Raw genomic sequence first — 23152 nt, forward strand, 5'->3', positions numbered from 1 at the left:
TGACGGAGCCGCGTGGTCAGCGGCGCGGGCGCTGCTGCCCGTTGCTGGTGCGCAGGCCCATGTTGGTCTTCTGGCGGTCGATGCGCGCCTGCTTGCGCCGCTCTTCGCGCTCGATGACCTTGCGCTTGGTATAGCCCGACGAATCGGCCCAGGCCCACCAGGCCAGCGCGAGCGCGAACGGGCTCAGCACGATCCACCAGCTCCAGCCGGCGACCATGCCCACTTCGAAATATTTGAGGGCTACACCGAGCAGGCCCAAGAGCAGAAACCACATCGCGAATACCCTCCGAGTTGGTCGGTATCGCCGCCGGTGCGTGTGCACCGCGCTACCTACAATCGCGTTGGATCGAATGTAACTCAGCCCTTACGAAAACAGTCCCCATGAAAAGAACGATGTTGATGGCAGCCCTGGGCCTCGGCCTCGCGGCGCCCGCCTTTGCCGACCTGGCCCTTGCCACCTCGAAGAACTGCATGAGCTGCCACGCGGTCGAACGCAAGGTGCTCGGGCCGTCGTTCAAGGACATCGCGGCCAAGTACAAGGACGACAAGGGCGCGGCCAACTCGCTGGCCACCAAGATCATCAAGGGCGGCTCGGGCGTGTGGGGCCCGGTGCCGATGCCGGCCAACAACCAGGTCAGCGAAGCCGATGCGAAGAAGCTCGCGGCCTGGGTGTTGTCGACGAAGTAACCGGCAGCAAAACGAAGCGCGCGGCGGCGCGCCCGGTCAGATGCTCGGGTTGATGTCGCTGGGCACCGGACGGCGTTCGATGCGGTCCTCGAGCTGCCCGATGTGCGCCGCCACCGTGTTGTCGGTCTGGTCCGAACGCAGCTTGACCGCGCTTTCCAGCTGATCCATGCGCGCCAGCAGCGCCGTGTGCCGGTCGGCGTTGTGCGACATGTGCTGCTTCTCCTGCGCTTCCAGGAAGTTGCGCAGCTCGGTGAAGCGCGAGGCCTCGGCCTTGTCGGCGAGGTCGCGCTGGGTCTGCATTTCCTTCGTGTGGCGTTTGGTCTCCAGCAGCACCGAGCTGTGCAGATACAGCACGTACACGAGGAAGAAGGCCGCGAGCACGGCCGTGAGCCCCAGCATGATCAGCCCCAGCGGCGCCGATACGCTCATGAAGCCCAGCCACACGTCGGTGGGTGCCGACAACGTGCCCCAGTTCAGCGCGGCAAGCCCCGCGATGAGCAGCACGATGACAAAAAGAAAAGCGGATCTCACGCCCATGTGGCGCCTCCTTGCAAACAACCGATCACGATGACAAAAGCCGCGCGCCTGTCGTGGCGCGCGGTGACGACATCGGTTTTACCTCAGCAAGGAGCCCGCTTTGGTGCACATGGCCGCACAAACGGCCATGTCCTACACCTCTGTACAGCGCGTTCGTGACAACTGTTCCGGATTGGCCGGATTCGGCCAACCCTGGGTTCAGTTCGTCTCGGACAGCTGATCGAGGATCGCCGGATTCTCGAGCGTCGAGGTGTCCTGCGTGATCGCCTCGCCCTTCGCAATGCTGCGCAGCAGGCGCCGCATGATCTTGCCGCTGCGCGTCTTGGGCAGGTTGTCGCCGAAGCGGATGTCCTTGGGCTTGGCGATGGGGCCGATTTCCTTGGCGACCCAGGCGCGCAGCTCGTTGGCGATCTGCTTGGCTTCCTCGCCGGTCGGGCGCGCGCGCTTGAGCACCACGAAGGCGCACACGGCCTCGCCCGTCACGTCGTCGGGGCGGCCCACCACCGCGGCTTCGGCCACGAGGTCGGTCTTGGACACCAGCGCCGATTCGATCTCCATCGTGCCCAGGCGATGGCCCGACACGTTGAGCACGTCGTCGATGCGGCCCGTGATGCGGAAGTAGCCGCGGTCGGCGCTGCGCACCGCGCCGTCGCCGGCCAGGTAGATCGTGCCGCCCATCTCTTCGGGGAAGTAGCTCTTCTTGAAGCGCTCGGGGTCGTTCCAGATGGTGCGGATCATCGAGGGCCACGGCCGCTTGATCACCAGCATGCCGCCGGCGCCGTTGGGCAGGTCCTTGCCCGTCTCGTCGACGATGGCGGCCATGATGCCCGGCAGCGGCAAGGTGCACGAGCCCGGCACCAGCGGCGTGGCGCCCGGCAGCGGCGTGATGACGTGGCCGCCGGTCTCGGTCTGCCAGAAGGTGTCGACGATCGGGCAGCGCTCGCCGCCGATGTTCCGGTGGTACCACATCCACGCTTCGGGATTGATCGGCTCGCCGACCGAACCGAGGATGCGCAGGCTGGTCAGATCCCAGTTCTTCGGGTGCACCTTCTCGTCGCCTTCGGCCGCCTTGATGAGCGAGCGGATGGCGGTGGGCGCGGTATAGAAGATCGAGACCTTGTGCTTCTGGATCATTTCCCAGAAGCGCCCCGCATGCGGGAAGGTCGGGATGCCTTCGAACACGACCTGCGTGGCGCCGGCCGCGAGCGGGCCGTAGGCGACGTAGGTGTGGCCGGTGATCCAGCCGATGTCGGCGGTGCACCAGAACAGGTCTTCGGGACGGATGTCGAAGGTCCAGTCCATCGTGAGCTTGGCCCACAGCAGGTAGCCGCCGGTGGCGTGCTGCACGCCCTTGGGCTTGCCGGTGGAGCCCGAGGTGTAGAGGATGAACAGCGGGTGCTCGGCATTGACCGGCACGGGCGCGCACTCGGTGCTCTGCCCGGCCAGCGCTTCGGTGAAGGTCTTGTCGCGGCCCTCGACGCGGTTCCACGCGGTGGGCGTGCGCTCGTACACGAGCACGGTCTTGAGCGTGTCGCAGCCGCCCAGCGCGATGCCGTCGTCCACGATGGCCTTGAGCGGCAGTTCCTTGCCGCCGCGCAGCTGGTAGTTGGCGGTGATGACGGCCACGGCGCCCGCGTCGATGATGCGCTCCTGCAGCGCCTTGGCCGAGAAGCCGCCGAACACCACGCTGTGGGTGGCGCCGATGCGCGCGCAGGCCTGCATGGCGACCACGCCTTCGATGGTCATCGGCATGTAGATGATGACGCGGTCGCCCTTGCGGATGCCCTGCGCCTTGAGCGCGTTGGCGAACTGGCTCACGCGCGCCAGCAGTTCCTTGTAGGTGACGCGGGTGACGGTGCCGTCGTCGGCTTCGAAGACGATGGCGGTCTTGTTCTCGACCGGGGTGCCGATGTGCTTGTCCAGGCAGTTGGCGCTGGCGTTGAGTTCACCGTCGCCGAACCATTCGTAGAACGGTGCCTTCGATTCGTCCAGGGTGCGGGTGAAGGGCTTCGTCCACTGGAGGTTGTCCTTGGCCAGGCGGGTCCAGAAGCCTTCGAAGTCCTGTTCGGCTTCCTTGCACAGTGCCTCGTAGGCGGCCATGCCGGCAATGCGGGCGCCTTCGGTGGCGCGGGCGTCGGGCGGGAACACGCGGTTCTCGACCAGGACGGATTCAATGTTCTTCGATGCGCTGCTCATGCTCTTGTCTCCTGATTGAATGCGGCCGTAATGTCGGGGCACGCACTTACGGGCCACTGACGGGGTCGATGTTAGTTCGCAGGGTTATCACGAGTGCGTCACTGGGAGACCTCTAGAATCGCCCGACTTTTTACACCTGTCTTCTTACTCCCCATGTCCGCCCCCGATCCTTTCGACGCCCGGAACGCGCCCGTACCAGCGCGCAGTTCCCCGCTGAAGCCCCTGCCCCGGCTCATCTTCGCGAGCCGTTGGCTGCAGCTGCCGCTGTACCTGGGGCTGATCGTGGCGCAGGGTGTGTACGTGGTGCACTTCCTGGTCGAGCTGCTGCACCTGGTCGAAGCCGCCTTCGGCAACAAGGACGCGCTGCAGGCCCTGATCGCGAGCATCGGCTACAAGACCACCGCTCCGGTCGGCTCGCTCAACGAGACGGTGATCATGCTGGTGGTGCTGGCACTGATCGACGTGGTGATGATCTCCAACCTGCTGATCATGGTGATCGTGGGCGGCTACGAGACCTTCGTGAGCCGCATGGACCTCGAAGGCCACCAGGACCAACCCGAGTGGCTGAGCCACGTGAACGCCTCGGTGCTCAAGGTGAAGCTGGCCACCGCCATCATCGGCATCAGCTCGATCCACCTGCTCAAGACCTTCATCAACGCGGACAACTACACCGACAAGGTGCTGATCGCGCAGACCGTGATCCACATCGCGTTCCTGTTCTCGGCCATGGCCATCGCCTACACCGACAAGCTGATGAACGAGGCGGCCGCCGCCAACGCCCACCACTGAGGGCCAGTCAAGCCGCATCCCAGGCCGGCACTTCGGTGAAGCGCTCGGCCAGGAAATCGAGCAAGGTGCGCAGCGCAGACGGCATGTGCTTGCGCGAGGCGTACACCGCATACACCCCCAGCACCTGCGGCTCGTGGTCGGGAAAGAGCGACACCAGCTCGCCCGATTGCAGCAACCCCGACGTCAGATAGGTGGGCAGCATCGCGATGCCCGCCCCGGCCCGCGCCAGCGCCATGAGGCTGGCCGCGTCGTTGGTCGAGAGGTTGCCGGCCACGGCCACCGAGACCGGCAGGCCGTCGGCCTTGCGCGTGAAGTTCCACAGGCTGCGGCCGAAATACGAATGCGTGAGGCAGTTGCGCTGCGCCAGCTCTTCCACGCGCTGCGGCTGGCCGTGCGCCTTCAGGTAATCGGGTGTCGCGCAGACCACCGAGCGACACACCGAGAGCCGGCGTGCGATGAGGTTCGGATCGATCTCGGACGACACGCGGATGGCGAGGTCGATGCGCTCGTCCACCAGATTCACCGCGCGGTCGAGCAGCACCAGGTCGACCGCCACGCCCGGATAGCGCCGCACGTAGTCGGCCACCGCGCCGGCCAGCTGCGCCTGCGCGAACGAGGTGCTGGCGGTGATGCGCAGCTGCCCGCTCGGCGCCTCGGCCGGATGGCGCACCGCCGCCTGCATGTCGCCCGCGAGTTCGAGCACCTGGCGGCAGCGTGGCAGCAGCTCTTCGCCCGCCGCCGTGAGGCTCAGGCGGCGCGTCGTGCGGTGCAGCAGGCGTGCGCCGGTCCATTGCTCCAGTTCGGCCACGTAGCGCGTGACCACCGGGCGCGACAGGTCGAGCTTGTCGGCCGCAGCCGAAAGGCTGCCCGCGTCCACCACGGTCACGAACACCCGCATTGCGTTCAATCGATCCATTCGAACGATTTTAGGAATAAAGAAGCGCGGAATTCGAGGTATTTCTTTCGAAACCAGAAACCTAAGATGCGGTTCATCCCCTTCCCAACTTTTGACTGGAGTCCCTCATGAGCCACATCGCCATCCTCGGCGCCACCGGACGTGCCGGCGGTCGCCTTCTCGAAGAAGCGCTGCGCCGCGGCCACACCGTGACGGCCATCGCCCGCCATGCCAGCGCGAAGCTGGCGGGCCGTGCCAACGTCAAGAGCGTCGATGTCGACGCGCTCGACGCCGCCGCCCTCGAAAGGGCCGTGGCCGGCCATGACGCCGTGTTCAGCGCCGCGCACTTCGCCACCGTGCCGCCCGCGGCCGTCATCGAGCCCGTGAAGCGCGCGGGCGTGAAGCGCCTGCTGGTGGTCGGCGGCGCCGGCAGCCTGTTCGCAGCGCCCGGCCTGAAGGTGATCGACACGCCGAACTTCCCCGATGCCTACCGCGCCGAAGCCACGGCCGGCGGCGTGTTCCTCGATGCGCTGCGCAACGAGAAGGACCTCGACTGGACCTTCCTGTCGCCCTCGGCCGAATTCATCGAAGGCGAGCGCACCGGCAAGTTCCGCCTCGGCAAGGACGACCTGCTGGTGAGCGCCGAAGGCCGCAGCTGGATCAGCTTCGAGGACTACGCGATCGCGTTCATCGACGAGCTCGAGAAGCCTGCGCACTCGCGCCAGCGCTACACGATCGGCTACTGATCGACCGGCCGGCAACGAAAAAGGACCCTCGCGGGTCCTTTTTTCATTGGGGGTTGCAGAGCGGATCAGCGACCCGTCATGTTCTCCGGCACCACCCACGCATCGAACTGCTCGGCCGTCAGGTGCCCCGACGCAATCGCCGCCTCGCGCAGGCTCGTGCCTTCCTTGTGCGCCTTCTTGGCGATGTAGGCCGACTTGTCGTAGCCGATGTGCGTATTCAGCGCCGTCACCAGCATCAGCGAACGCTGCACCAGCTCCGTGATGCGTTCGCGGTTCGGCTCGATGCCCACGGCGCAATGGTCGTTGAAGCTCACCATGCCGTCGGCCAGCAGGCGCACGCTCTGCAGGAAGTTGTGCGCCACCATCGGGCGGAACACGTTCAGCTCGAAGTTGCCCGAGGCCCCGCCGATGTTGATGGCGACATCGTTGCCGAACACCTGCGCGGCCAGCATCGTCACGGCCTCGCTCTGGGTCGGGTTGACCTTGCCCGGCATGATCGACGAGCCCGGTTCGTTCTCGGGAATGCTCAGCTCGCCGATGCCGCTGCGCGGGCCGCTCGCGAGCCAGCGCACGTCGTTGGCGATCTTGTTCATGCTGGCGGCGAGCGTCTTGAGCGCACCGTGCGCGTGCACCAGCGCGTCGACGCTGGCCATGGCTTCGAACTTGTTCGGCGCCGTGACGAACGGCAGGTTCGTGAGCTTCGCGAGTTCGGCCGCGACCTGCTCCGCGTAGCCCTTGGGCGCGTTGAGCCCGGTGCCGACGGCCGTGCCGCCCAGCGCCAGCTCGCACAGGTGCGGCAGCGCGGCGCGCACGTGCGCCTCGCCGTGCGCCAGCTGCGCCACGTAGCCCGAGAACTCCTGGCCCAGCGTGAGCGGCGTGGCGTCCTGCAGGTGGGTGCGGCCGATCTTCACGATGTCGGCGAAGTCTTCGGCCTTCTTCGCCAGCGTGCCGCGCAGCTTGGCGATGGCGGGCAGCAGCTTGTGCGTGATGGCCTCGACGGCCGCCACGTGCATGGCGGTGGGGAACACGTCATTGCTCGACTGGCTGCGGTTCACGTCGTCGTTCGGGTGCACGAGGCGCCCTTCCCCGCGCTCGCCGCCGAGCAGCTCGCTGGCGCGGTTGGCCAGCACCTCGTTGACGTTCATGTTGCTCTGCGTGCCCGAGCCGGTCTGCCAGACCACCAGCGGGAACTCGCCCGGGTGCTTGCCGGCGATGACTTCGTCAGCCGCGGCCACGATGGCGTGGGTCTTCTTTTCGTCCTGCAGGCCCAGCGCGTGATTGACCACGGCCGATGCGCGCTTGACCTGGGCCAGCGCCTTGATGATCTCGCGCGGCTGCTGCTCTCCGGAGATGTCGAAGTTCTGCAGCGAGCGCTGCGTCTGCGCGCCCCACAGCTTGTCGGCCGGCACGTCGATCGGGCCGAAGGTGTCGCGCTCGGCACGGGTCTTGGGAGAAGTCGTCATGAGAAAAATGGCTCCACGGTCTTGGATGGTTGCGCCGCTTGTCGGGCGCGGTGCCGAGTATGGTCTCGATAAGAATGGCTCGCATCTGACGAGGCCTTTCTCCCGGGTCCCACAGACACGATACGCCTGCGGGTTGACTCGCGTCATGCCAAAAAGTTATAATTAGCGGCTTCCGACGACCAACAAGTCATGTTGGTCACCCTTGCACTACTCGCGGATCTGCGAATCCCGTCGCGGTGCAAGGCCCTTCACGCCGGGCCCAGCCCGGCAAACCGGCCGGATCTTTTTTCCGGCCCCATTGCCACGTCACGCTCATCCAGGCGGCGCCCCTCGACCAGGCCCGTTGTCTGCGAATGAAGCATCCGGCGGGCACTGGCTTCGTCGCCAAGTCGTCTTCAGTGCCTGTCGGCAGCCCTCGGGGCTCGCCGGGCCATTGCATGCGCATGCGCAATCTTCATGCGCGCTGTCGGGCAGCTCCCTCATCGGGCTGATGGCGTGGCCGTTGCCGCCCTCCGGGGCGGTGCTGTGTCCACCCTTCACTCAAGGAGCCCCGGCATATGGCCAAAGGAATTCTCATCGACCATGTCTTCAAGGTGTTCGGCGACTCGCCCGAACAAGCCCTCGAGCTGGTCCGCCAAGGTTTTTCCAAGAAGGAAATCCTGGCGAAGACCGGCCAGTCGATCGGCGTGTTCGATGCCACCTTCGAGATCCAGGCCGGCGAGATCTTCGTGATCATGGGCCTGTCGGGCTCGGGCAAGTCGACCCTGGTGCGCCTGTTGAACCGGCTCATCGAACCGACCGCCGGGCGCATCGTGATCGACGGGGCCGACATCAACGAGCACTCCGACAGCAAGCTGCGCGCACTGCGCCGCAAGGACATCAGCATGGTGTTCCAGTCGTTCGCGCTGATGCCGCACATGACGGTGCGCGAGAACACCGCCTTCGGCCTGGAGCTGTCGGGCACGCGCAAGAAAGACCGCCTCGCGCAGGCCGACCTGGCGCTCGCGCAGGTGGGCCTTTCGGGCTGGGGCGACAGCTACCCCGACGAGCTCTCGGGCGGCATGCAGCAGCGCGTGGGCCTGGCGCGCGCGCTGGCGTCCGACCCCTCGATCCTGCTGATGGACGAGGCCTTCTCGGCCCTCGACCCGATCATCCGCACCGAGATGCAGTCGGAGCTGCTGCGGCTGCAGCAGGTGCAGCGGCGCACCATCGTCTTCATCTCGCACGACCTGGACGAAGCCATGCGCATCGGCGACCGCATCGCGATCATGAAGGACGGCCACGTGATCCAGGTCGGCACGCCCGACGAGATTCTGCGCACGCCGGCCGACGACTACGTGCGCAGCTTCGTGCGCGGCGTGGACGCGGCGGCGGTGTTCAAGGCGGCCGACATCGCGCGCAAGTCGCTCACCGTGGTGTGCGAGCACCCCGAGCGCGGCGCACGCGCGGCGCTCAAGCTGCTCGAAGACCAGGACCGCGACTTCGCCTACGTGACCAGCCCGACCAAGCGCTTCCTGGGCGTGGTCTCGGCCGACACGTTGCGCGGCGCGCTCGACGGGCATTCGGGCCCGCTCGGGCTGCAGCACGCCTTCCTCGAGGACCTGCCGCGCATCGACGCCGAAGCCCCCGTGGCCGGCCTCATCGGCCAGCTCGCGCAGGCGCCCTGCGCACTGCCGGTCGTGGCCGGCGACGGCCGCTTCTGCGGCGCGATCAGCAAGACGACGCTGCTCAAGTTCCTCGACCGCGACACGCCGCCGATCGAACCCGTCTCGCCGCACGCCGCCCCCGCACTCGCCGCCGAGCCGCACTGAATTCACGAAGGACCTTGAACGATGAACGACACCACATTGCCTTCCGACCTGAATGCGCCCCTGCTGGACACCCCCGTCCTGGACACGCCCGCCGCGCCCCCCGCTGCCCTCGATCCGTGGGAAGCGATTTCGGCCGCGCCTGACACCTCCACCGCCAGCGCCTGGCTCGACGCGCCGGCGAACGCCGCGCACGCCGTCGCCGGGCAGGCCGACACCGCCACCAACGGCTTCGCGCTGCACCGCCTGTGGGACGGCTCGCTGCCCGTCGAGGCCTGGATCAACCAGGGCCTGGGCTGGGTGGTGGAACACTTCCGCCCCTTCTTCCAGACCGTGCGCCTGCCGATCGACAGCACGCTCAACTCGGTGCAGGGCCTGCTCACCGCCCTGCCCGCGCTGCCGATGATCGCGCTCATCGGCCTGCTCGCCTGGCAGTTCGCCGGGCGCGCGCTGGCCGTCGGCACCGTCGTGTCGCTGATGCTCGTGACCATGCTGGGCATCTGGCCCGAAGCCATGGTCACGCTGTCGCTGGTGCTGACCTCGCTGGTGTTCTGCATGGTCATCGGCCTGCCGCTGGGCGTGCTGCTGGCCAGCAACGACCGGGCCCAGCGCGTGATGCGCCCGGTGCTCGACGCCATGCAGACCACGCCGGCCTTCGTGTACCTCGTGCCGGTGGTGATGCTGTTCGGCATCGGCAACGTGCCGGGCGTGATCGTGACCATCGTCTTCGCGCTCGCCCCGCTGGTGCGCCTGACCAACCTCGGCCTGCGCCAGGTGCGCCCCGACCTCATCGAGGCCGCGCGCGCCTACGGCGCCTCGCCCTGGCAGATGCTCGTGAAGGTGAAGCTGCCGCTGGCCATGCCCTCGATCATGGCGGGCATCAACCAGGCGCTGATGCTGTCGCTGTCGATGGTGGTGATCGCCTCGATGATCGCCGTGGGCGGCCTGGGCCAGATGGTGCTGCGCGGCATCGGCCGGCTCGACATGGGCCTGGCCACCGTCGGCGGCCTGGGCATCGTGCTGCTGGCGATCACGCTGGACCGCCTGACGCAGGCCATGGGCAAGTCGCGCCGCAGCGCCGGCCACCGCTGGTGGCACACCGGCCCGGCCGGCTTCGCGCTGCGCACGCTGCAGCGCCTCGTGGGCACGCCCTGGCGCGGCTCGCACGCCGACGACGCCGTGCCAGCCCTTTCCGCGCAAGCGCACTGACCGTCACGGAGGACAACCACGCATGAAGACCACCCGCCTCTTCTTCGCCCGCAGCCTCCTGGCGCTGGGCCTCGTCGCCATCGGCGCGACCGCGCAGGCCGCCACCGATCTGCCCGGCCAGGGCGTCACCGTGCAGCCGCTGAAAAGCTCGCTCGCCGAGGAAGCCTTCCAGACGCTGCTGGTGATGCGCGCGCTCGAAAAGCTCGGCTACAAGGTCGAGCCGATGAAAGACCTGGAGCCCGCCACCGAGCACCTGGCCATTGCCAATGGCGACGCCACCTTCATGGCCAACCACTGGAGCCTGCTGCACTCCGACTTCTACAAGAACAGCGGCGGCGACGCCAAGCTGTGGCGCCAGGGCACGTACTCCGACGGCGCGGTGCAGGGCTACCTGATCGACCGCAAGACCGCCGAGCAATACAACATCACCAACCTCGCGCAGCTGAAAGACCCGGCCATCGCCAAGCTGTTCGACGCCGACGGCGACGGCAAGGCCGACCTTACCGGCTGCAACCCCGGCTGGGGCTGCGAGCTGGCCATCGAAAACCACCTGAACGCCTACCAGCTGCGCGACAGCGTGACCCACAAACAGGGCAGCTACGCCGCGCTCATGGCCGACACCATCGCGCGCTTCAAGCAGGACAAGCCGATCCTCTACTACACTTGGACGCCGTACTGGGTCAGCGCCGTGCTGCGTCCGGGCGCGGACGTGGTCTGGCTGCAGGTGCCCTTCTCGCCCGCGCAGGCCGGCGCGCAGGTCGACACCCGGCTGCCCAACGGCCGCAACTACGGCTTCCTGGCCAACGAGCAGCGCATCGTCGCCAACCGGGCCTTCATCGAGAAGAACCCCGCCGCCGGCCGCCTGTTCGAGGTGATGAAGCTGCCGATCAGCGACATCAACGCGCAGAACCTGCGCATGAGCGAAGGCGCGAACAGCATGCAGGACGTGACGCGCCACACCGACGGGTGGATTCGGGTGCACCAGGCGACCTTCGACGGGTGGATTGCGCAGGCGCGCGCCGCGACCCGGTAACGCGGCCTCCCCCCGCGCCGGCGCCCTTTCGCCCGGCGCCGGCCTGCGGTATTGGTGGCTGAGATAATCGAGGGCGTTCCCCCTCCCAAGAAGACTCCCCACCATGACGACCACGATCCAGCAGGCCGACCTGATCGAATCGATCAGCGCCGCGCTCCAGTACATCAGCTACTACCACCCCGCGGACTACATTGCCCACTTGGCCAAGGCCTACGAGCGCGAGCAGAGTCCCGCCGCCAAGGACGCCATTGCGCAGATCCTGACCAACAGCAAGATGAGCGCCACGGGCCACCGCCCGATCTGCCAGGACACCGGCATCGTCAACGTGTTCCTCAAGGTGGGCATGGACGTGCGCTGGGGCGGCTTCACCGGTTCGCTGGACGACGCCATCAACGAAGGCGTGCGCCGCGGCTACAACCACCCCGACAACACGCTGCGCGCCTCGGTCGTGGGCGACCCGCAGTTCGATCGCAAGAACACCAAGGACAACACGCCCGCGGTGATCTTCACCGAGATCGTGCCCGGCAACACCGTCGAAGTGACGGTGGCCGCCAAGGGCGGCGGCAGCGAGAACAAGAGCAAGCTGGTCATGCTGAACCCCGGCGACAGCGTGGTCGACTGGGTGCTCAAGACCGTGCCGACCATGGGCGCCGGCTGGTGCCCGCCCGGCATGCTGGGCATCGGCATCGGCGGCACGGCCGAGAAGGCCGCGCTGATGGCCAAGGAAAGCCTGATGGACGACCTGGACATGCACGAGCTGCAGGCCAAGGCCGCCTCGGGCGCCGAGCTCAGCAAGGTCGAGGCGCTGCGCCTCGAACTGTTCGAGAAGGTCAATGCCCTGGGCATCGGCGCGCAGGGCCTGGGCGGCCTGGCGACCGTGCTCGACGTCAAGATCCAGATGTACCCCACGCACGCGGCCAGCAAGCCCGTGGCGATGATCCCCAACTGCGCAGCCACGCGCCACGCGCACTTCGTGATGGACGGCAGCGGCCCGGTTTACCTCGATCCGCCGTCGCTCGACCTGTGGCCCGACGTGAACTGGGCACCCGACGAAAAGAAGAGCAAGCGCGTCGATCTGAACAAACTCACGCCCGCCGAAGTCGCCAGCTGGAAGCCGGGCGACACGATCCTGCTGAACGGCAAGATGCTCACCGGCCGCGACGCCGCGCACAAGCGCATCCAGGACATGCTGGCCAAGGGCGAGAAGCTGCCGGTCGACTTCAAGAACCGCGTCATCTACTACGTCGGCCCGGTCGATCCGGTCGGCAACGAGGCCGTGGGCCCCGCCGGCCCGACCACCGCCACGCGCATGGACGGCTTCACCGAGATGATGCTGGCCGAAACGGGCCTGATCGCCATGATCGGCAAGGCCGAGCGCGGCCCGGTCGCCATCGAGGCGATCAAGAAGCACAAGAGCGCCTACCTCATGGCCGTGGGCGGCGCCGCTTACCTCGTGAGCAAGGCCATCAAGACCGCCAAGGTCGTGGGCTTTGCGGACCTGGGCATGGAAGCCATCTACGAATTCGACGTGGTCGACATGCCCGTGACGGTGGCGGTCGATGCCGGCGGCACCAGCGCGCACATCACCGGCCCGGCCGAGTGGCAAAAGCGCATCGCCAGCGGCGAGTTCAAGACCATTCCGCTGGAAGTCGCTTGAACCCGGTCGGCGTGTTCGACAGCGGCGTCGGGGGGCTGAGCACGCTCGCCGCGCTGCAGGCCGAGCTGCCGACGGAACGCTTCGTCTACTTCGCCGACACCGCGAATGCGCCGTATGGCGAACGCGGCGACGCCTACGTCATCGCGCACTCGCGCCAGGTGGTCGAACACCTGCTGCGTGCGCACGACATCAAGGCGCTGGTGGTGGCCTGCAACACGGCCACCACGGCGGCGATCCATGTGCTGCGCGCCGAATTCCCCGCACTGCCCATCGTGGGCCTGGAACCGGCGCTCAAGCCCGCCGTGGCGACGAGCCGCACGGGCCACATCGCGGTGCTGGCCACGCGCGGCACGCTGGCCAGCGCCAGGTACGCGGCCCTGCGCGATTCCTTTGCAGGCGCGACGACCGTGCGGCCCGTGCCGTGCGACGGCCTCGTGAAGGCCATCGAAGGCTTCGACAGCGCCACCATCGCCGCGCTGTGCGCTCGCTACATGGCGGAGGCCGGGCCCTTCGGCGACGGGCCAGGCGAAGTCGACACCGTGGTGCTCGGCTGCACGCACTACCCGCTCGTGAAAGACGAACTGCAGCGCCACGCACCGTCGACGCTGCGCTTCATCGACACCGGTGCGCCGGTCGCGCAGCAGACGCGTCGCGTGCTGGCGTCGCTCGGCCGGCTGGCCGACGACGGCAGCGAAGGCGCGCTGGTGCTCGAGAGCAGCGGCGACCTGGCGGTGCTCGAAGCCGCTGCAGCGCGCTGGCTGCCCGCACGCGCGCAAGGCGCTTCGGTGCCGGCGGCGAACGCGGCCTGACACCACACCACCAGCAATGCGCGCCCTCTTCTTCCTGCGTCATGCACTGGTCCTGCTGGGCCTGGCCTCGGCCGCCGGCCTGGGCCACGCCGCCTGCGAAAGCGGGCTGGCCGAGCGCATGCACGCCAAGCTCTATCCGAAGCAGCCGCTCGACGAGCGGCTGGCCGCCTGCAAGGTCTGGCCGGCCTTTCCCGGCCGCAGCATCGTGGTGCTGCCCATGCCGCGCGAGACCACGGACAAGGGCGCCAAGGTCTTCGACCTCGCGCTGCTGCTGATCCAGCGGCCCGACAACGGCAACACCGACCGCGACACGGTGATCGGGCGGATCTTCCTGCCCGAGGCGCTCGACGAAGACGCCACCACCGCAATCCAGGAGATTCGCGTCGACACCTCACGCTACGTGCTGTCGCCCGACACGCGCGCCTTTGGCCTGCGCGTGCGCTACCGCGGCAACAGCCCGACCTCGGGCCCGCAGGCCAGCGAGACCGTGCGCCTGTACGTGCAGCGCGGCAACAAGCTGCAGCAGGTGCTGCAGGAGATCGAGCTCGACCACGACAACGGCGGCTGGGACGCCACCTGCACCGGCCACTTCGAGAAGCTGCGCACCATGCTGTCAGTCGCCCGCACCACGAGCAACGGCTTTGCCGATCTGCAGCTGTCACGCACGCTGGTGCAAAGCCGCGCGCAGGAACAGGAAGACCAGGGTTGCGTCGAGAAAGCGCTGCCCGCCAAGTTCAGCACCGTGACGCTGCGCTATGACGGCGAGCGCTACAAGGTGCCGAAGTCGCTGCAGCAGACGCCCTGAGGCACTGACGCGCCGCTATCGCGCAACAGCCTTGTCGTGCAGTGCGGCCTTGCGGCCGCGTTGCATGTCGATCGGCAGCAGCAGCAACAGCCCGCCGACGAACAGCACGGCCGTCGACAGGATCGCGATGCGCTGGTTGCCGCCCGTGGCCCAGGTGATGGCGCCGAAGCTCAGCGGGCCGATGATGCTGGCCAGGCGCGTGGCGAAGGTCCAGAGGCCGAAGAACTCGGCCAGCTGTTGCGGCGGCGCGAGGTAGCCCGTCATCGCGCGCCCGGCCGACTGGCTCGAGCCCATCGCCAGCCCCGCGATGGCGGCGGCCCACCAGAAGCCGCCCTTGGTCGTGACCCACGCGGCAATCACGCACACCGCGATCCACGCGAGCAGCGTGGCGGCCAGCGACACCTTGTGGCCGATGCGATCCTGCACGTAGCCGAAGGCAAAGGCGCCGAGCGCGGCCGCGACGTTGAGCACGAAGATCAGCACCATCGTCTCGCTCGCGACGAAGCCGATCACCTGCTCGGCGTAGATCGCGGCCAGCGTGATCGCGACCGCCACGCCGCCCTGGTAGCAGACGGTGCAGACCAGCAGCCACATGAAGTCGCGGTAGGCGCGCGCCTGCTGGAAGGTGGTGCGCAATTGCTGCCAGGCGCTGTCCTGGCCGCGGCGGGCCTGGGGCACGGCGCGTTCGGGCAGCAGCGCAAAGGTGACGCAGGCGGCCACGCCGTAGATCGCCGCCGTGATCAGCATCGTGACCGGCACGAAGTGCGCCGCCGGCAGCCCCCGCGCCTGCGACCACAGCACGTACGCCAGGCACAACCCCAGCGCCAGCATGCCGCCGACATAGCCGAAGGCCCAGCCCCAGCCGCTCACCTTGCCCATACCTTCGGCCGTCGCCAGCTCGGGCAGGAAGGCGCCCGTCAGCGACTCACCGTAGGAATAGAAAGCATTGGAGACGATCACCAGCGCCATCGCGAGCGCAACGCCCATCGCGCCGCCCGCGAAGCCCGGCGTGAGCGCCAGAGCCGCCGTGGCGAGCACGCAGCCCGTGGTCGTCATGACCAGCACGCGCTTCTTGGCGGCGCGCAGGTCGGCCCAGGCGCCGATGGCGGGCATCGTGAGCATCACGATGGCGTACGAGGTGCTGAGGGCCGCGGTCCACGCGAAGGTGGCCCATGGCGCGCCCTTGGCGATGCCGCCCACGAAGTAGGCGGCGAACACCGCCGTGATCACGACCGTGGTGTAGCCCGAGTTCGCGAAGTCGTACATCGCCCAGCCGAACACCTCGCGCTTGCGCACGCCGGGGCGCAACGCGGAGGCTGGGAACAGGGCCATGCGGCCTTGGGACCGGGCGGTAAGGGAAAGGTCAGTGCAGGTGGCGCGGACGACGGCCACCGCCGTGACCACCACCGCTGCCGCCACCGGCGCCACCGGCACCGCGCGGACGCTTGCCGATTTCGAGCGAGTTCACGAGCGCGTCGAAACGGTCGCTGAAGAGGCGATCGATTTCGGCGACCACGCCGCCCAGCTCGGCGCCGTCGAAGTGGCGCTCCATTAGGTTGACCACGTCTTCGACCAGCAGGTCGCGCTGCACCTGCATGATCGCGGCCGGGTTGGGGCCCACGAACAGCATCAGGAAGTCGTCGCGCGATTCTTCGTCGGGGTCGCCCTCTTCCTCGTCGAAATCGGTGTCGTAGAAGGTGACCTCGATCGCGGCGCCGCGTTCGGAGAGTTCGTTCAGGCCCATGCACATCTCGTCGAGCGCCTGGCGGAAGTCTTCGTCGCCCGGCACGGTCCAGCAGATCTGCAGCGTGTGGTCCTTCTGCTCGAAGCGGATGCCGGGTTCTTCTTCGTAGGTGCTGGTGGCACCGTCGGCCAGCGATTTGGCGCCTGCGTATTTCCAGAGCGGCCGCAGCGCCTCCTGGATCTGCTCGAAGCTCACGTCCGAGCGCAGCGGCACATCGCCATGCACATGGATCTCAAATGGAGCGTTGTAGCGAGGCATCAAATACTCCCTTGTAAATATGGTGGTACCCGGAACGGGGGTCGAACCCGTATGCCCCGATTAAGGAAGCGGCGGATTTTAAGTCCGATGTGTCTACCAATTTCACCATCCGGGCCTCGGGTTGAACATCGACGATAACCCAAATGAAACAAGCCCCGGCAACGTCGGTTGGCGGGGCTTGTGTATCGGAGCCGATCGGTCTTGACGAGAGGGTGGAGGCGCGACCCGGAGTCGAACCGGGCTAGACGGATTTGCAATCCGTTGCATAACCGCTTTGCTATCGCGCCACGCTGAATAACGAAATCGAACTGCGAAAAAAAGGGAAGCTGCTTGCTTCCCTTTTTCAAAACTGGAGCGGGAAAAGAGTCTCGAACTCTCGACCTCAACCTTGGCAAGGTTGCGCTCTACCAACTGAGCTATTCCCGCGTTTCGAGCCTCAAATTATATACCAGTTTTTTGAGGCTTCACAAGTTCTGCAATCAATCGATCAATGTTTGACCGAGCCTTCGACGGCCGGCGCTCCAGCGCGCTGCTTGGCCAGTTCGGCCACCGCAGCAGCCGAAGCGGCCACCTCTTCGTCGGACAGCGGCTCGGGCATCTTCTCGAGCGCAATCTCGAGCACCTTGTCGATCCACTTCACCGGCACGATCTCGAGGCCGTTCTTCACGTTCTCGGGAATGTCCTGCAGGTCCTTGGCGTTCTCTTCGGGGATCAGCACGGTCTTGATGCCGCCGCGCAAGGCGGCCAGCAGCTTTTCCTTCAGGCCACCGATGGCGGTGACTTCGCCGCGCAGCGTGATCTCGCCGGTCATCGCGACGTCGGCACGCACCGGGATGCCCGTGAGCGCCGACACGAAGGCCGTCGTCATCGCCGCGCCCGCGCTCGGGCCGTCCTTGGGCGTGGCGCCGTCGGGCACGTGGATGTGGATGTCACGCTTCTCGAACACCTCGTCCTTGATGCCCAAGCGGCGCGAGCGGCTGCGCACCACGGTGCGTGCGGCCTCGACCGATTCCTTCATCACGTCGCCGAGCGAACCCGTGCGGCTGATCACGCCCTTGCCGGGCATGGTCACGGCCTCGATCGTCAGCAGGTCGCCGCCGACTTCGGTCCACGCAAGGCCGACCACCTGGCCGACCTGGTTCTGCTTCTCAGCCAGGCCGAAGCTGTACTTGCGCACGCCGAGGAACTCGTTGAGGTTCTCGCCGTCGACCGTGACCTTGGGCGTCAGTTGCTTGAGCAGCAGGCCCTTCACCACCTTGCGGCAGATCTTGGACAGCTCGCGCTCGAGCGAGCGCACGCCGGCTTCACGCGTGTAGTAGCGCACGATGTCGCGCACGGCGGCTTCGGTGACGGCCAGTTCGTCGTCCTTCACGCCGTTGTTCTTCATCTGCTTGGGCAGCAGGTACTTGATCGCGATGTTGGTCTTCTCGTCTTCGGTGTAGCCCGAGAGGCGGATGACTTCCATGCGGTCCAGCAGCGCCGGCGGGATGTTCATCGAGTTCGAGGTGGCGACGAACATGACGTCGCTCAGGTCGAAGTCGACTTCCACGTAGTGGTCGCCGAAGGTGTGGTTCTGCTCGGGGTCGAGCACTTCGAGCAGCGCGCTCGACGGGTCACCGCGGAAGTCGGTGCCCAGCTTGTCGATTTCGTCGAGCAGGAACAGCGGGTTGCGCGTGCCGATCTTGCTCAGGCCCTGCAGCACCTTGCCCGGCAGTGCGCCGATGTAGGTGCGGCGGTGGCCGCGGATCTCGGCTTCGTCGCGCATGCCGCCCAGCGCCATGCGGGTGTACTTGCGGCCGGTCGCCTTCGCGATCGACTGCCCCAGCGAGGTCTTGCCGACACCCGGCGGGCCCACGAGGCACAGGATGGGTGCCTTCACCTTGTCGACGCGTTGCTGCACCGCGAGGTACTCAAGGATGCGGTCCTTGACCTTCTCGAGGCCGTAGTGGTCGGCGTTGAGCACGGCCTCGGCATTGGCCAGGTCGTGCTTGATCTTGGTCTTCTTGCTCCACGGCAGGCTGATGAGCACGTCGATGTAGTTGCGCACCACCGTGGCTTCGGCCGACATGGGCGACATGAGCTTGAGCTTCTTGAGCTCGCCCTCGGCCTTCTTCAGGCCTTCCTTGGACATCTTGGCGAGCTTGATCTTCTTCTCGATCTCCTCGATGTCCGCGCCCTCTTCGCCTTCGCCGAGCTCCTTCTGGATGGCCTTGACCTGCTCGTTGAGGTAGAAGTCGCGCTGGTTCTTCTCCATCTGGCGCTTCACGCGGCCACGGATCTTCTTGTCGACATTCAGGATGTCGACTTCGCGCTCGAGCTGGCCGAACAGGTTTTCCAGGCGCGCCTTGACGTCGTCCAGGTCGAGCACGGCCTGCTTGTTGTCGAGCTTGAGCGGCAGGTGGGCAGCGATGGTGTCGGCCAGGCGGCCGGCATCGTCGATGCTCGAGATCGAAGTGAGGATCTCGGGCGGGATCTTCTTGTTCAGTTTGACGTACTGGTCGAACTGCTGCATCACCGCGCGGCGCAGCGCCTCGACCTCGGTGCCCTTCTCGCCGCCTTCGGGCGCCTCGACGGGCGTCACGTTGGCCGAGAAATGCGTTTCGCCGTCATCGATGCGGTTCACGCGGGCGCGCTGCTGGCCTTCGACCAGCACCTTCACGGTGCCGTCGGGCAGCTTGAGCATCTGCAGGATGGTCGAGACGCAGCCGACCTCGAACATGTCCTCGACCGAGGGCTCGTCCTTGGCAGCGGCCTTCTGGGCCACCAGCATGATGCGGCGCTCGGCCTCCATCGCCAGCTCGAGCGCCTTGATGCTCTTCGGGCGACCCACGAAGAGCGGGATCACCATGTGGGGAAACACCACGACGTCGCGCAGCGGCAGCAGCGGCAGGTCGAGGGCTTCGGGGGGCAATGGGGTATGACCAGACATGAGCGTCCTTGTCCTTTAGGCCTTTTTCGCCGTTTCGCGGTACACGAGCAGCGGGGGCTTGTTTTCGTCGATGGTCGATTCCTCGACCACCACCTTGTCGACATTGGTCGCGTTCGGCAATTCGAACATGGTGTCGATCAGCGACTGTTCAAGGATCGAGCGCAGGCCGCGCGCGCCGGTCTTGCGGGCCAGTGCCTTGCGGGCGATCGCCTTGAGCGCCGCGGGACGGATTTCCAAGTCCACGCCTTCCATCTGCAGCAGCTTGGTGAACTGCTTCACCACCGCATTCTTGGGCTCGGTCAGGATCTGCACCAGCGCGTCTTCGCTCAGCTCGGCCAGCGAGGCGACCACGGGCATGCGGCCCACGAGTTCGGGGATCAGGCCGAACTTGATCAGGTCTTCGGGTTCGACTTCGCGGAACACCTCGGTGATGCTGCGCTGGGCCTTGCTCTTCACTGCGGCGCCGAAGCCGATGCCCGAGGCCTCGGTGCGGTTTTCGATGACCTTCTCCAGGCCGGCAAAAGCGCCGCCGCAGATGAACAGGATGTTGGTCGTGTCGATCTGCAGGAAGTCCTGGTTCGGGTGCTTGCGCCCGCCCTGGGGCGGCACGCTGGCCATGGTGCCTTCGATGAGCTTGAGCAGCGCCTGCTGCACGCCCTCGCCCGACACGTCGCGCGTGATCGAGGGGTTGTCGGACTTGCGCGAGATCTTGTCGATTTCGTCGATGTAGACGATACCGCGCTGGGCGCGCTCGACCTCGTAGTTGCAGCTTTGCAGCAGCTTCTGGATGATGTTCTCGACGTCCTCGCCCACATAGCCGGCCTCGGTCAGCGTGGTGGCGTCGGCCATCACGAAGGGCACGTCAAGCATGCGCGCGAGCGTTTGCGCCAGCAGCGTCTTGCCCGAACCCGTGGGGCCGATCAAGAGGATGTTGCTCTTGCTGAGCTCGACCTCGTCGCCCTTGGTGTTCTTTTCCTTGTGGCGCAGGCGCTTGTAGTGGTTGTAAACCGCCACCGACAGCATGCGCTTGGCCGGCTCCTGGCCGATCACGTAGTTGTCGAGGTTGGTCTTGATCTCCAGCGGCGTGGGCAGGTCGCTGCGCGCGTCGCGCGCTTCCTCACCGGCCGGCAGCTCGTCACGGATGATCTCGTTGCACAGGTCGATGCATTCGTCGCAGATGAAGACCGAAGGGCCCGCGATCAGCTTCTTGACCTCATGCTGGCTCTTGCCGCAAAACGAGCAATAAAGCGTTTTTTCGCTGGAGGTGCCTTTTTTTTCGGCCATGGACTTTTGCCTCGTGACAGGGTATGGACAATGATAACTAAACAAAAACGGCGTTTCCCGTGTGGGAAACGCCGTTTTTGCCATTCTGGCGCCCGCAGCGCCGGGCGGCTTTAACCGCGCTGGGCGACGACCTGGTCGACCAGGCCGTAATCCTTGGCCTCGTCGGCAGTCAGGAAATAGTCGCGCTCGGTGTCCGACTTGACCTTTTCCAGTGGCTGGCCAGTGCGTTCGGCCAGGATGCGGTTCATCTGGTCCTTGGTGCGCAGGATGTCGCGCGCATGGATTTCGATGTCGGTGGCCTGGCCGCGTGCGCCGCCGAGCACCTGGTGGATCATGATCTTGGAATTGGGCAGCGAGAAACGCTTGCCCTTCTCGCCGGCCGCCAGCAGGAAGGCGCCCATGCTGGCCGCAAAGCCCAGGCACATGGTCGACACCGACGGCTTGATGAACTGCATCGTGTCGTAGATCGCCATGCCGGCGCTCACGCTGCCGCCCGGGGAGTTGATGTAGAACGAAATGTCCTTGTCCGGGTTCTCGCTCTCGAGGAACAGCAGCTGGGCCACCACGAGGTTGGCGGTCTGGTCGTTGACCTCGCCCACCAGGAAGATGATGCGTTCCTTGAGAAGACGCGAGTAGATGTCATACGACCGCTCGCCGCGGCCCGACTGCTCGACGACCATCGGGATCATGCCGAGGCCTTGAATTTCCTGTGCGCTCATGAATTTGCTCTCCGGAAAATGGATTCGTTCGCTCTGATTGAACTGTACGCCTGAGTGAAATGGGGCTCGTGCCGCAAAGCACAAGCCCCATCGGCGTTGCTGCATGCAGCGACGGAAACCAGCTTACTGCTGCTGCGCCATCAGTTCGTCGAACGACACCGACTTTTCGTTGACCTTGGCCTTGCCCAGCACGAAGTCGGTCACGTTGTTCTCGATGACCACGGCTTCGACTTCCGCCAGGCGGTTGTTGTCGCTGAAGTACCAGCGCACGACGTCTTGCGGCTTCTCGTAGCTGGCGGCCAGCTCGTCGATGTGGGCCTTGATCTGCTCGGGCTTGGCCTGCAGTTCGTTGGCACGCACCAGCTCGGCCACGACCAAGCCCAGGCGCACGCGGCGCTCGGCTTGCGGGCGGAACACTTCCTCGGGGATCGGGGCCTTGTCGGCGTCCTTGATGCCGCGCTGCTTGAGCTCGGCGCGGGCGCCTTCGATCATGCGGGCGACTTCCGACTGCACGCTGGCGTTCGGCAGGTCGAGTTCGGCGTTGGCCACCAGGGCGTCCATCACGGCGTTCTTGTTGCGGGCCAGCAGGCGGAACTTCACTTCGCGCTCGAGGTTGCGCTTGATGTCGGCGCGCAGGCCTTCCACGGTGGCTTCGGCGATGCCGAGCGACTTGGCCAGCTGCTCGTTGACTTCGGGCAGGTGCGAGGCTTCGATCTTCTTCACGGTGACCATGAAGTCGGCTTGCTTGCCGGCCACGTCCTTGCCGTGGTAGTCGGCCGGGAACGACAGCGGGAAGGTGCGGCTGTCGCCGGACTTCATGCCGCGCACGGCGTCTTCGAATTCCTTGAGCATCTGGCCTTCGCCGACGACGAACTGGAAGTCTTCGGCCTTGCCGCCCTGGAAGGGCTCGCCGTCGATCTTGCCTTCGAAGTCGACCGTCACGCGGTCGTTGTCTTCGGCCACGGCGTCTTGGGCGCGCTGGGCGAAGGTGCGGCGCTGCTTGCGCAGGATGTCCAGGGTCTTGTCGATGGCTTCGTCGCCGACTTCGGCCGACAGCTTCTCGACTTCAGCGCCCGACAGGTCGTTGATCTTGACTTCGGGGAACACTTCGAAGACCGCGTCGAAGGCGAGCTGGCCTTCGGGCGACTCTTCCTTCTCGGTGATGCGGGGCTGGCCGGCGACGCGCAGCTTGGCTTCGTTCGCGGCTTGCGAGAAGGCCTCGCCGACCTTGTCGTTCATGACTTCGTAATGCACCGAGTAGCCGTAGCGCTGGGCCACGACGTTCATCGGCACCTTGCCGGGACGGAAGCCGTCCATCTTGACGGTGCGCGCGAGCTTCTTGAGGCGCGAATCGACTTCGTTCTGGATGGTGCCGACCGGCAGGGTCAGCGTGATCTTGCGTTCGAGCTTCTCGAGAGTTTCAACGTTCACGGTCATGGTGTCTTCCTTGTGAGGGGTGTGGCTGGTGCGCGGGGCCGGACTCGAACCGGCACGTTCTTGCGAACGTCAGGACCTAAACCTGGTGCGTCTACCAATTTCGCCACCCGCGCGATGCCAAATTTCAGGTGAATGCAAAGGCGGACG

20 protein-coding genes and 4 tRNA genes are annotated in these 23152 nt (G+C 66.3%); 9 read left to right on the forward strand and 15 right to left on the reverse strand.

The annotated features are described in order from the left end of the window. Nucleotides 1–16: 16 nt before the first annotated feature. Complete coding sequence (locus AC1RAD_RS14610) at nucleotides 17–274, reverse strand: TIGR04438 family Trp-rich protein (RefSeq protein ID WP_062482640.1); 258 nt, start codon at nucleotides 272–274, stop codon at nucleotides 17–19. A gap of 107 nt (nucleotides 275–381) precedes the next feature. On the opposite strand from AC1RAD_RS14610, the gene AC1RAD_RS14615 reads away from it, so the two are divergent. Further along, entirely contained in the window at nucleotides 382–687 is a 306-nt protein-coding gene (locus AC1RAD_RS14615; RefSeq protein WP_095745089.1) for a c-type cytochrome, read from the forward strand. 36 nt (nucleotides 688–723) lie between these two features. On the opposite strand, the gene AC1RAD_RS14620 is transcribed toward AC1RAD_RS14615, so the two are convergent. Both AC1RAD_RS14620 and acs read right to left on the reverse strand, forming a co-directional pair. Next, entirely contained in the window at nucleotides 724–1224 is a 501-nt protein-coding gene (locus AC1RAD_RS14620; RefSeq protein ID WP_062482638.1) for a hypothetical protein, read from the reverse strand. Between the two features lie 198 nt (nucleotides 1225–1422). Continuing rightward, entirely contained in the window at nucleotides 1423–3420 is a 1998-nt protein-coding gene (gene acs / locus AC1RAD_RS14625) for an acetate--CoA ligase (protein ID WP_492735567.1), read from the reverse strand. Between the two features lie 153 nt (nucleotides 3421–3573). Here acs and AC1RAD_RS14630 point away from each other — a divergent pair, with 153 nt between their 5' ends. Then, nucleotides 3574–4209, forward strand: coding sequence for a YqhA family protein (locus AC1RAD_RS14630; RefSeq protein ID WP_095947778.1), 636 nt, complete (start codon nucleotides 3574–3576; stop codon nucleotides 4207–4209). 7 nt (nucleotides 4210–4216) lie between these two features. Here the strand turns inward: AC1RAD_RS14630 and AC1RAD_RS14635 are convergent, their stop codons facing one another. After that, the gene (locus AC1RAD_RS14635) at nucleotides 4217–5125 is read right to left on the reverse strand and encodes a LysR family transcriptional regulator (protein ID WP_159277143.1); all 909 of its coding nucleotides are present in this window, start codon (nucleotides 5123–5125) and stop codon (nucleotides 4217–4219) included. Nucleotides 5126–5232: 107 nt separating this feature from the next. On the opposite strand from AC1RAD_RS14635, the gene AC1RAD_RS14640 reads away from it, so the two are divergent. Beyond that, nucleotides 5233–5850 (forward strand): NAD(P)-dependent oxidoreductase, encoded by a 618-nt coding sequence (locus AC1RAD_RS14640; protein WP_492735569.1) that lies wholly within the window; start codon nucleotides 5233–5235, stop codon nucleotides 5848–5850. A 65-nt stretch (nucleotides 5851–5915) separates the two neighbouring features. On the opposite strand, the gene fumC is transcribed toward AC1RAD_RS14640, so the two are convergent. Further along, a complete protein-coding gene (gene fumC / locus AC1RAD_RS14645; RefSeq protein WP_095947781.1) occupies nucleotides 5916–7313 on the reverse strand; it encodes a class II fumarate hydratase in 1398 nt (465 codons plus the stop codon). A gap of 557 nt (nucleotides 7314–7870) precedes the next feature. On the opposite strand from fumC, the gene proV reads away from it, so the two are divergent. The 6 genes from proV to AC1RAD_RS14675 all read left to right on the forward strand — a co-directional run bounded on the left by proV (nucleotide 7871) and on the right by AC1RAD_RS14675 (nucleotide 14634). Then, nucleotides 7871–9124 (forward strand): glycine betaine/L-proline ABC transporter ATP-binding protein ProV, encoded by a 1254-nt coding sequence (gene proV / locus AC1RAD_RS14650; protein WP_139703723.1) that lies wholly within the window; start codon nucleotides 7871–7873, stop codon nucleotides 9122–9124. 21 nt (nucleotides 9125–9145) lie between these two features. Further along, entirely contained in the window at nucleotides 9146–10330 is a 1185-nt protein-coding gene (gene proW, locus AC1RAD_RS14655; protein WP_492735571.1) for a glycine betaine/L-proline ABC transporter permease ProW, read from the forward strand. A 22-nt stretch (nucleotides 10331–10352) separates the two neighbouring features. Continuing rightward, nucleotides 10353–11363: a glycine betaine/L-proline ABC transporter substrate-binding protein ProX gene (gene proX / locus AC1RAD_RS14660; RefSeq protein ID WP_492735573.1), complete on the forward strand. Its 1011-nt coding sequence runs from the start codon at nucleotides 10353–10355 to the stop codon at nucleotides 11361–11363. A 103-nt stretch (nucleotides 11364–11466) separates the two neighbouring features. Then, the gene (locus AC1RAD_RS14665) at nucleotides 11467–13020 is read left to right on the forward strand and encodes a fumarate hydratase (RefSeq protein ID WP_492735575.1); all 1554 of its coding nucleotides are present in this window, start codon (nucleotides 11467–11469) and stop codon (nucleotides 13018–13020) included. Continuing rightward, a complete protein-coding gene (murI, locus tag AC1RAD_RS14670) occupies nucleotides 13017–13829 on the forward strand; it encodes a glutamate racemase (RefSeq protein WP_492735577.1) in 813 nt (270 codons plus the stop codon). The genes AC1RAD_RS14665 and murI overlap by 4 nt, the downstream gene beginning before the upstream one ends. A gap of 16 nt (nucleotides 13830–13845) precedes the next feature. Further along, the gene (locus AC1RAD_RS14675) at nucleotides 13846–14634 is read left to right on the forward strand and encodes a PA3715 family protein (RefSeq protein WP_492735579.1); all 789 of its coding nucleotides are present in this window, start codon (nucleotides 13846–13848) and stop codon (nucleotides 14632–14634) included. 15 nt (nucleotides 14635–14649) lie between these two features. On the opposite strand, the gene AC1RAD_RS14680 is transcribed toward AC1RAD_RS14675, so the two are convergent. The 10 genes from AC1RAD_RS14680 to AC1RAD_RS14725 form a co-directional block, all read right to left on the reverse strand. Further along, nucleotides 14650–15966, reverse strand: coding sequence for an MFS transporter (locus AC1RAD_RS14680; protein WP_354343524.1), 1317 nt, complete (start codon nucleotides 15964–15966; stop codon nucleotides 14650–14652). 31 nt (nucleotides 15967–15997) lie between these two features. Continuing rightward, on the reverse strand, nucleotides 15998–16636 hold the full coding sequence (locus AC1RAD_RS14685) for a DUF6806 family protein (protein WP_095745079.1): 639 nt from the start codon (nucleotides 16634–16636) through the stop codon (nucleotides 15998–16000). Between the two features lie 23 nt (nucleotides 16637–16659). Next, nucleotides 16660–16751 (reverse strand) — tRNA-Leu (locus AC1RAD_RS14690). A 98-nt stretch (nucleotides 16752–16849) separates the two neighbouring features. Then, a tRNA-Cys gene (locus AC1RAD_RS14695) sits at nucleotides 16850–16923 on the reverse strand. A 63-nt stretch (nucleotides 16924–16986) separates the two neighbouring features. Beyond that, a tRNA-Gly gene (locus AC1RAD_RS14700) sits at nucleotides 16987–17062 on the reverse strand. Between the two features lie 61 nt (nucleotides 17063–17123). Next, on the reverse strand, nucleotides 17124–19565 hold the full coding sequence (gene lon / locus AC1RAD_RS14705; protein WP_139703709.1) for an endopeptidase La: 2442 nt from the start codon (nucleotides 19563–19565) through the stop codon (nucleotides 17124–17126). A gap of 15 nt (nucleotides 19566–19580) precedes the next feature. Continuing rightward, complete coding sequence (gene clpX / locus AC1RAD_RS14710) at nucleotides 19581–20849, reverse strand: ATP-dependent Clp protease ATP-binding subunit ClpX (protein ID WP_062475840.1); 1269 nt, start codon at nucleotides 20847–20849, stop codon at nucleotides 19581–19583. A gap of 110 nt (nucleotides 20850–20959) precedes the next feature. Continuing rightward, entirely contained in the window at nucleotides 20960–21568 is a 609-nt protein-coding gene (gene clpP, locus AC1RAD_RS14715) for an ATP-dependent Clp endopeptidase proteolytic subunit ClpP (RefSeq protein WP_095745077.1), read from the reverse strand. Between the two features lie 123 nt (nucleotides 21569–21691). Continuing rightward, nucleotides 21692–23005, reverse strand: a complete 1314-nt coding sequence (gene tig, locus AC1RAD_RS14720) for a trigger factor (RefSeq protein WP_153284507.1) — start codon at nucleotides 23003–23005, stop codon at nucleotides 21692–21694. Between the two features lie 26 nt (nucleotides 23006–23031). Continuing rightward, nucleotides 23032–23118: transfer RNA gene (locus AC1RAD_RS14725), tRNA-Leu, on the reverse strand. Nucleotides 23119–23152 lie beyond the last annotated feature (34 nt).

The organism is Variovorax sp. GW823-FHT04B03 (genome assembly GCF_058796495.1).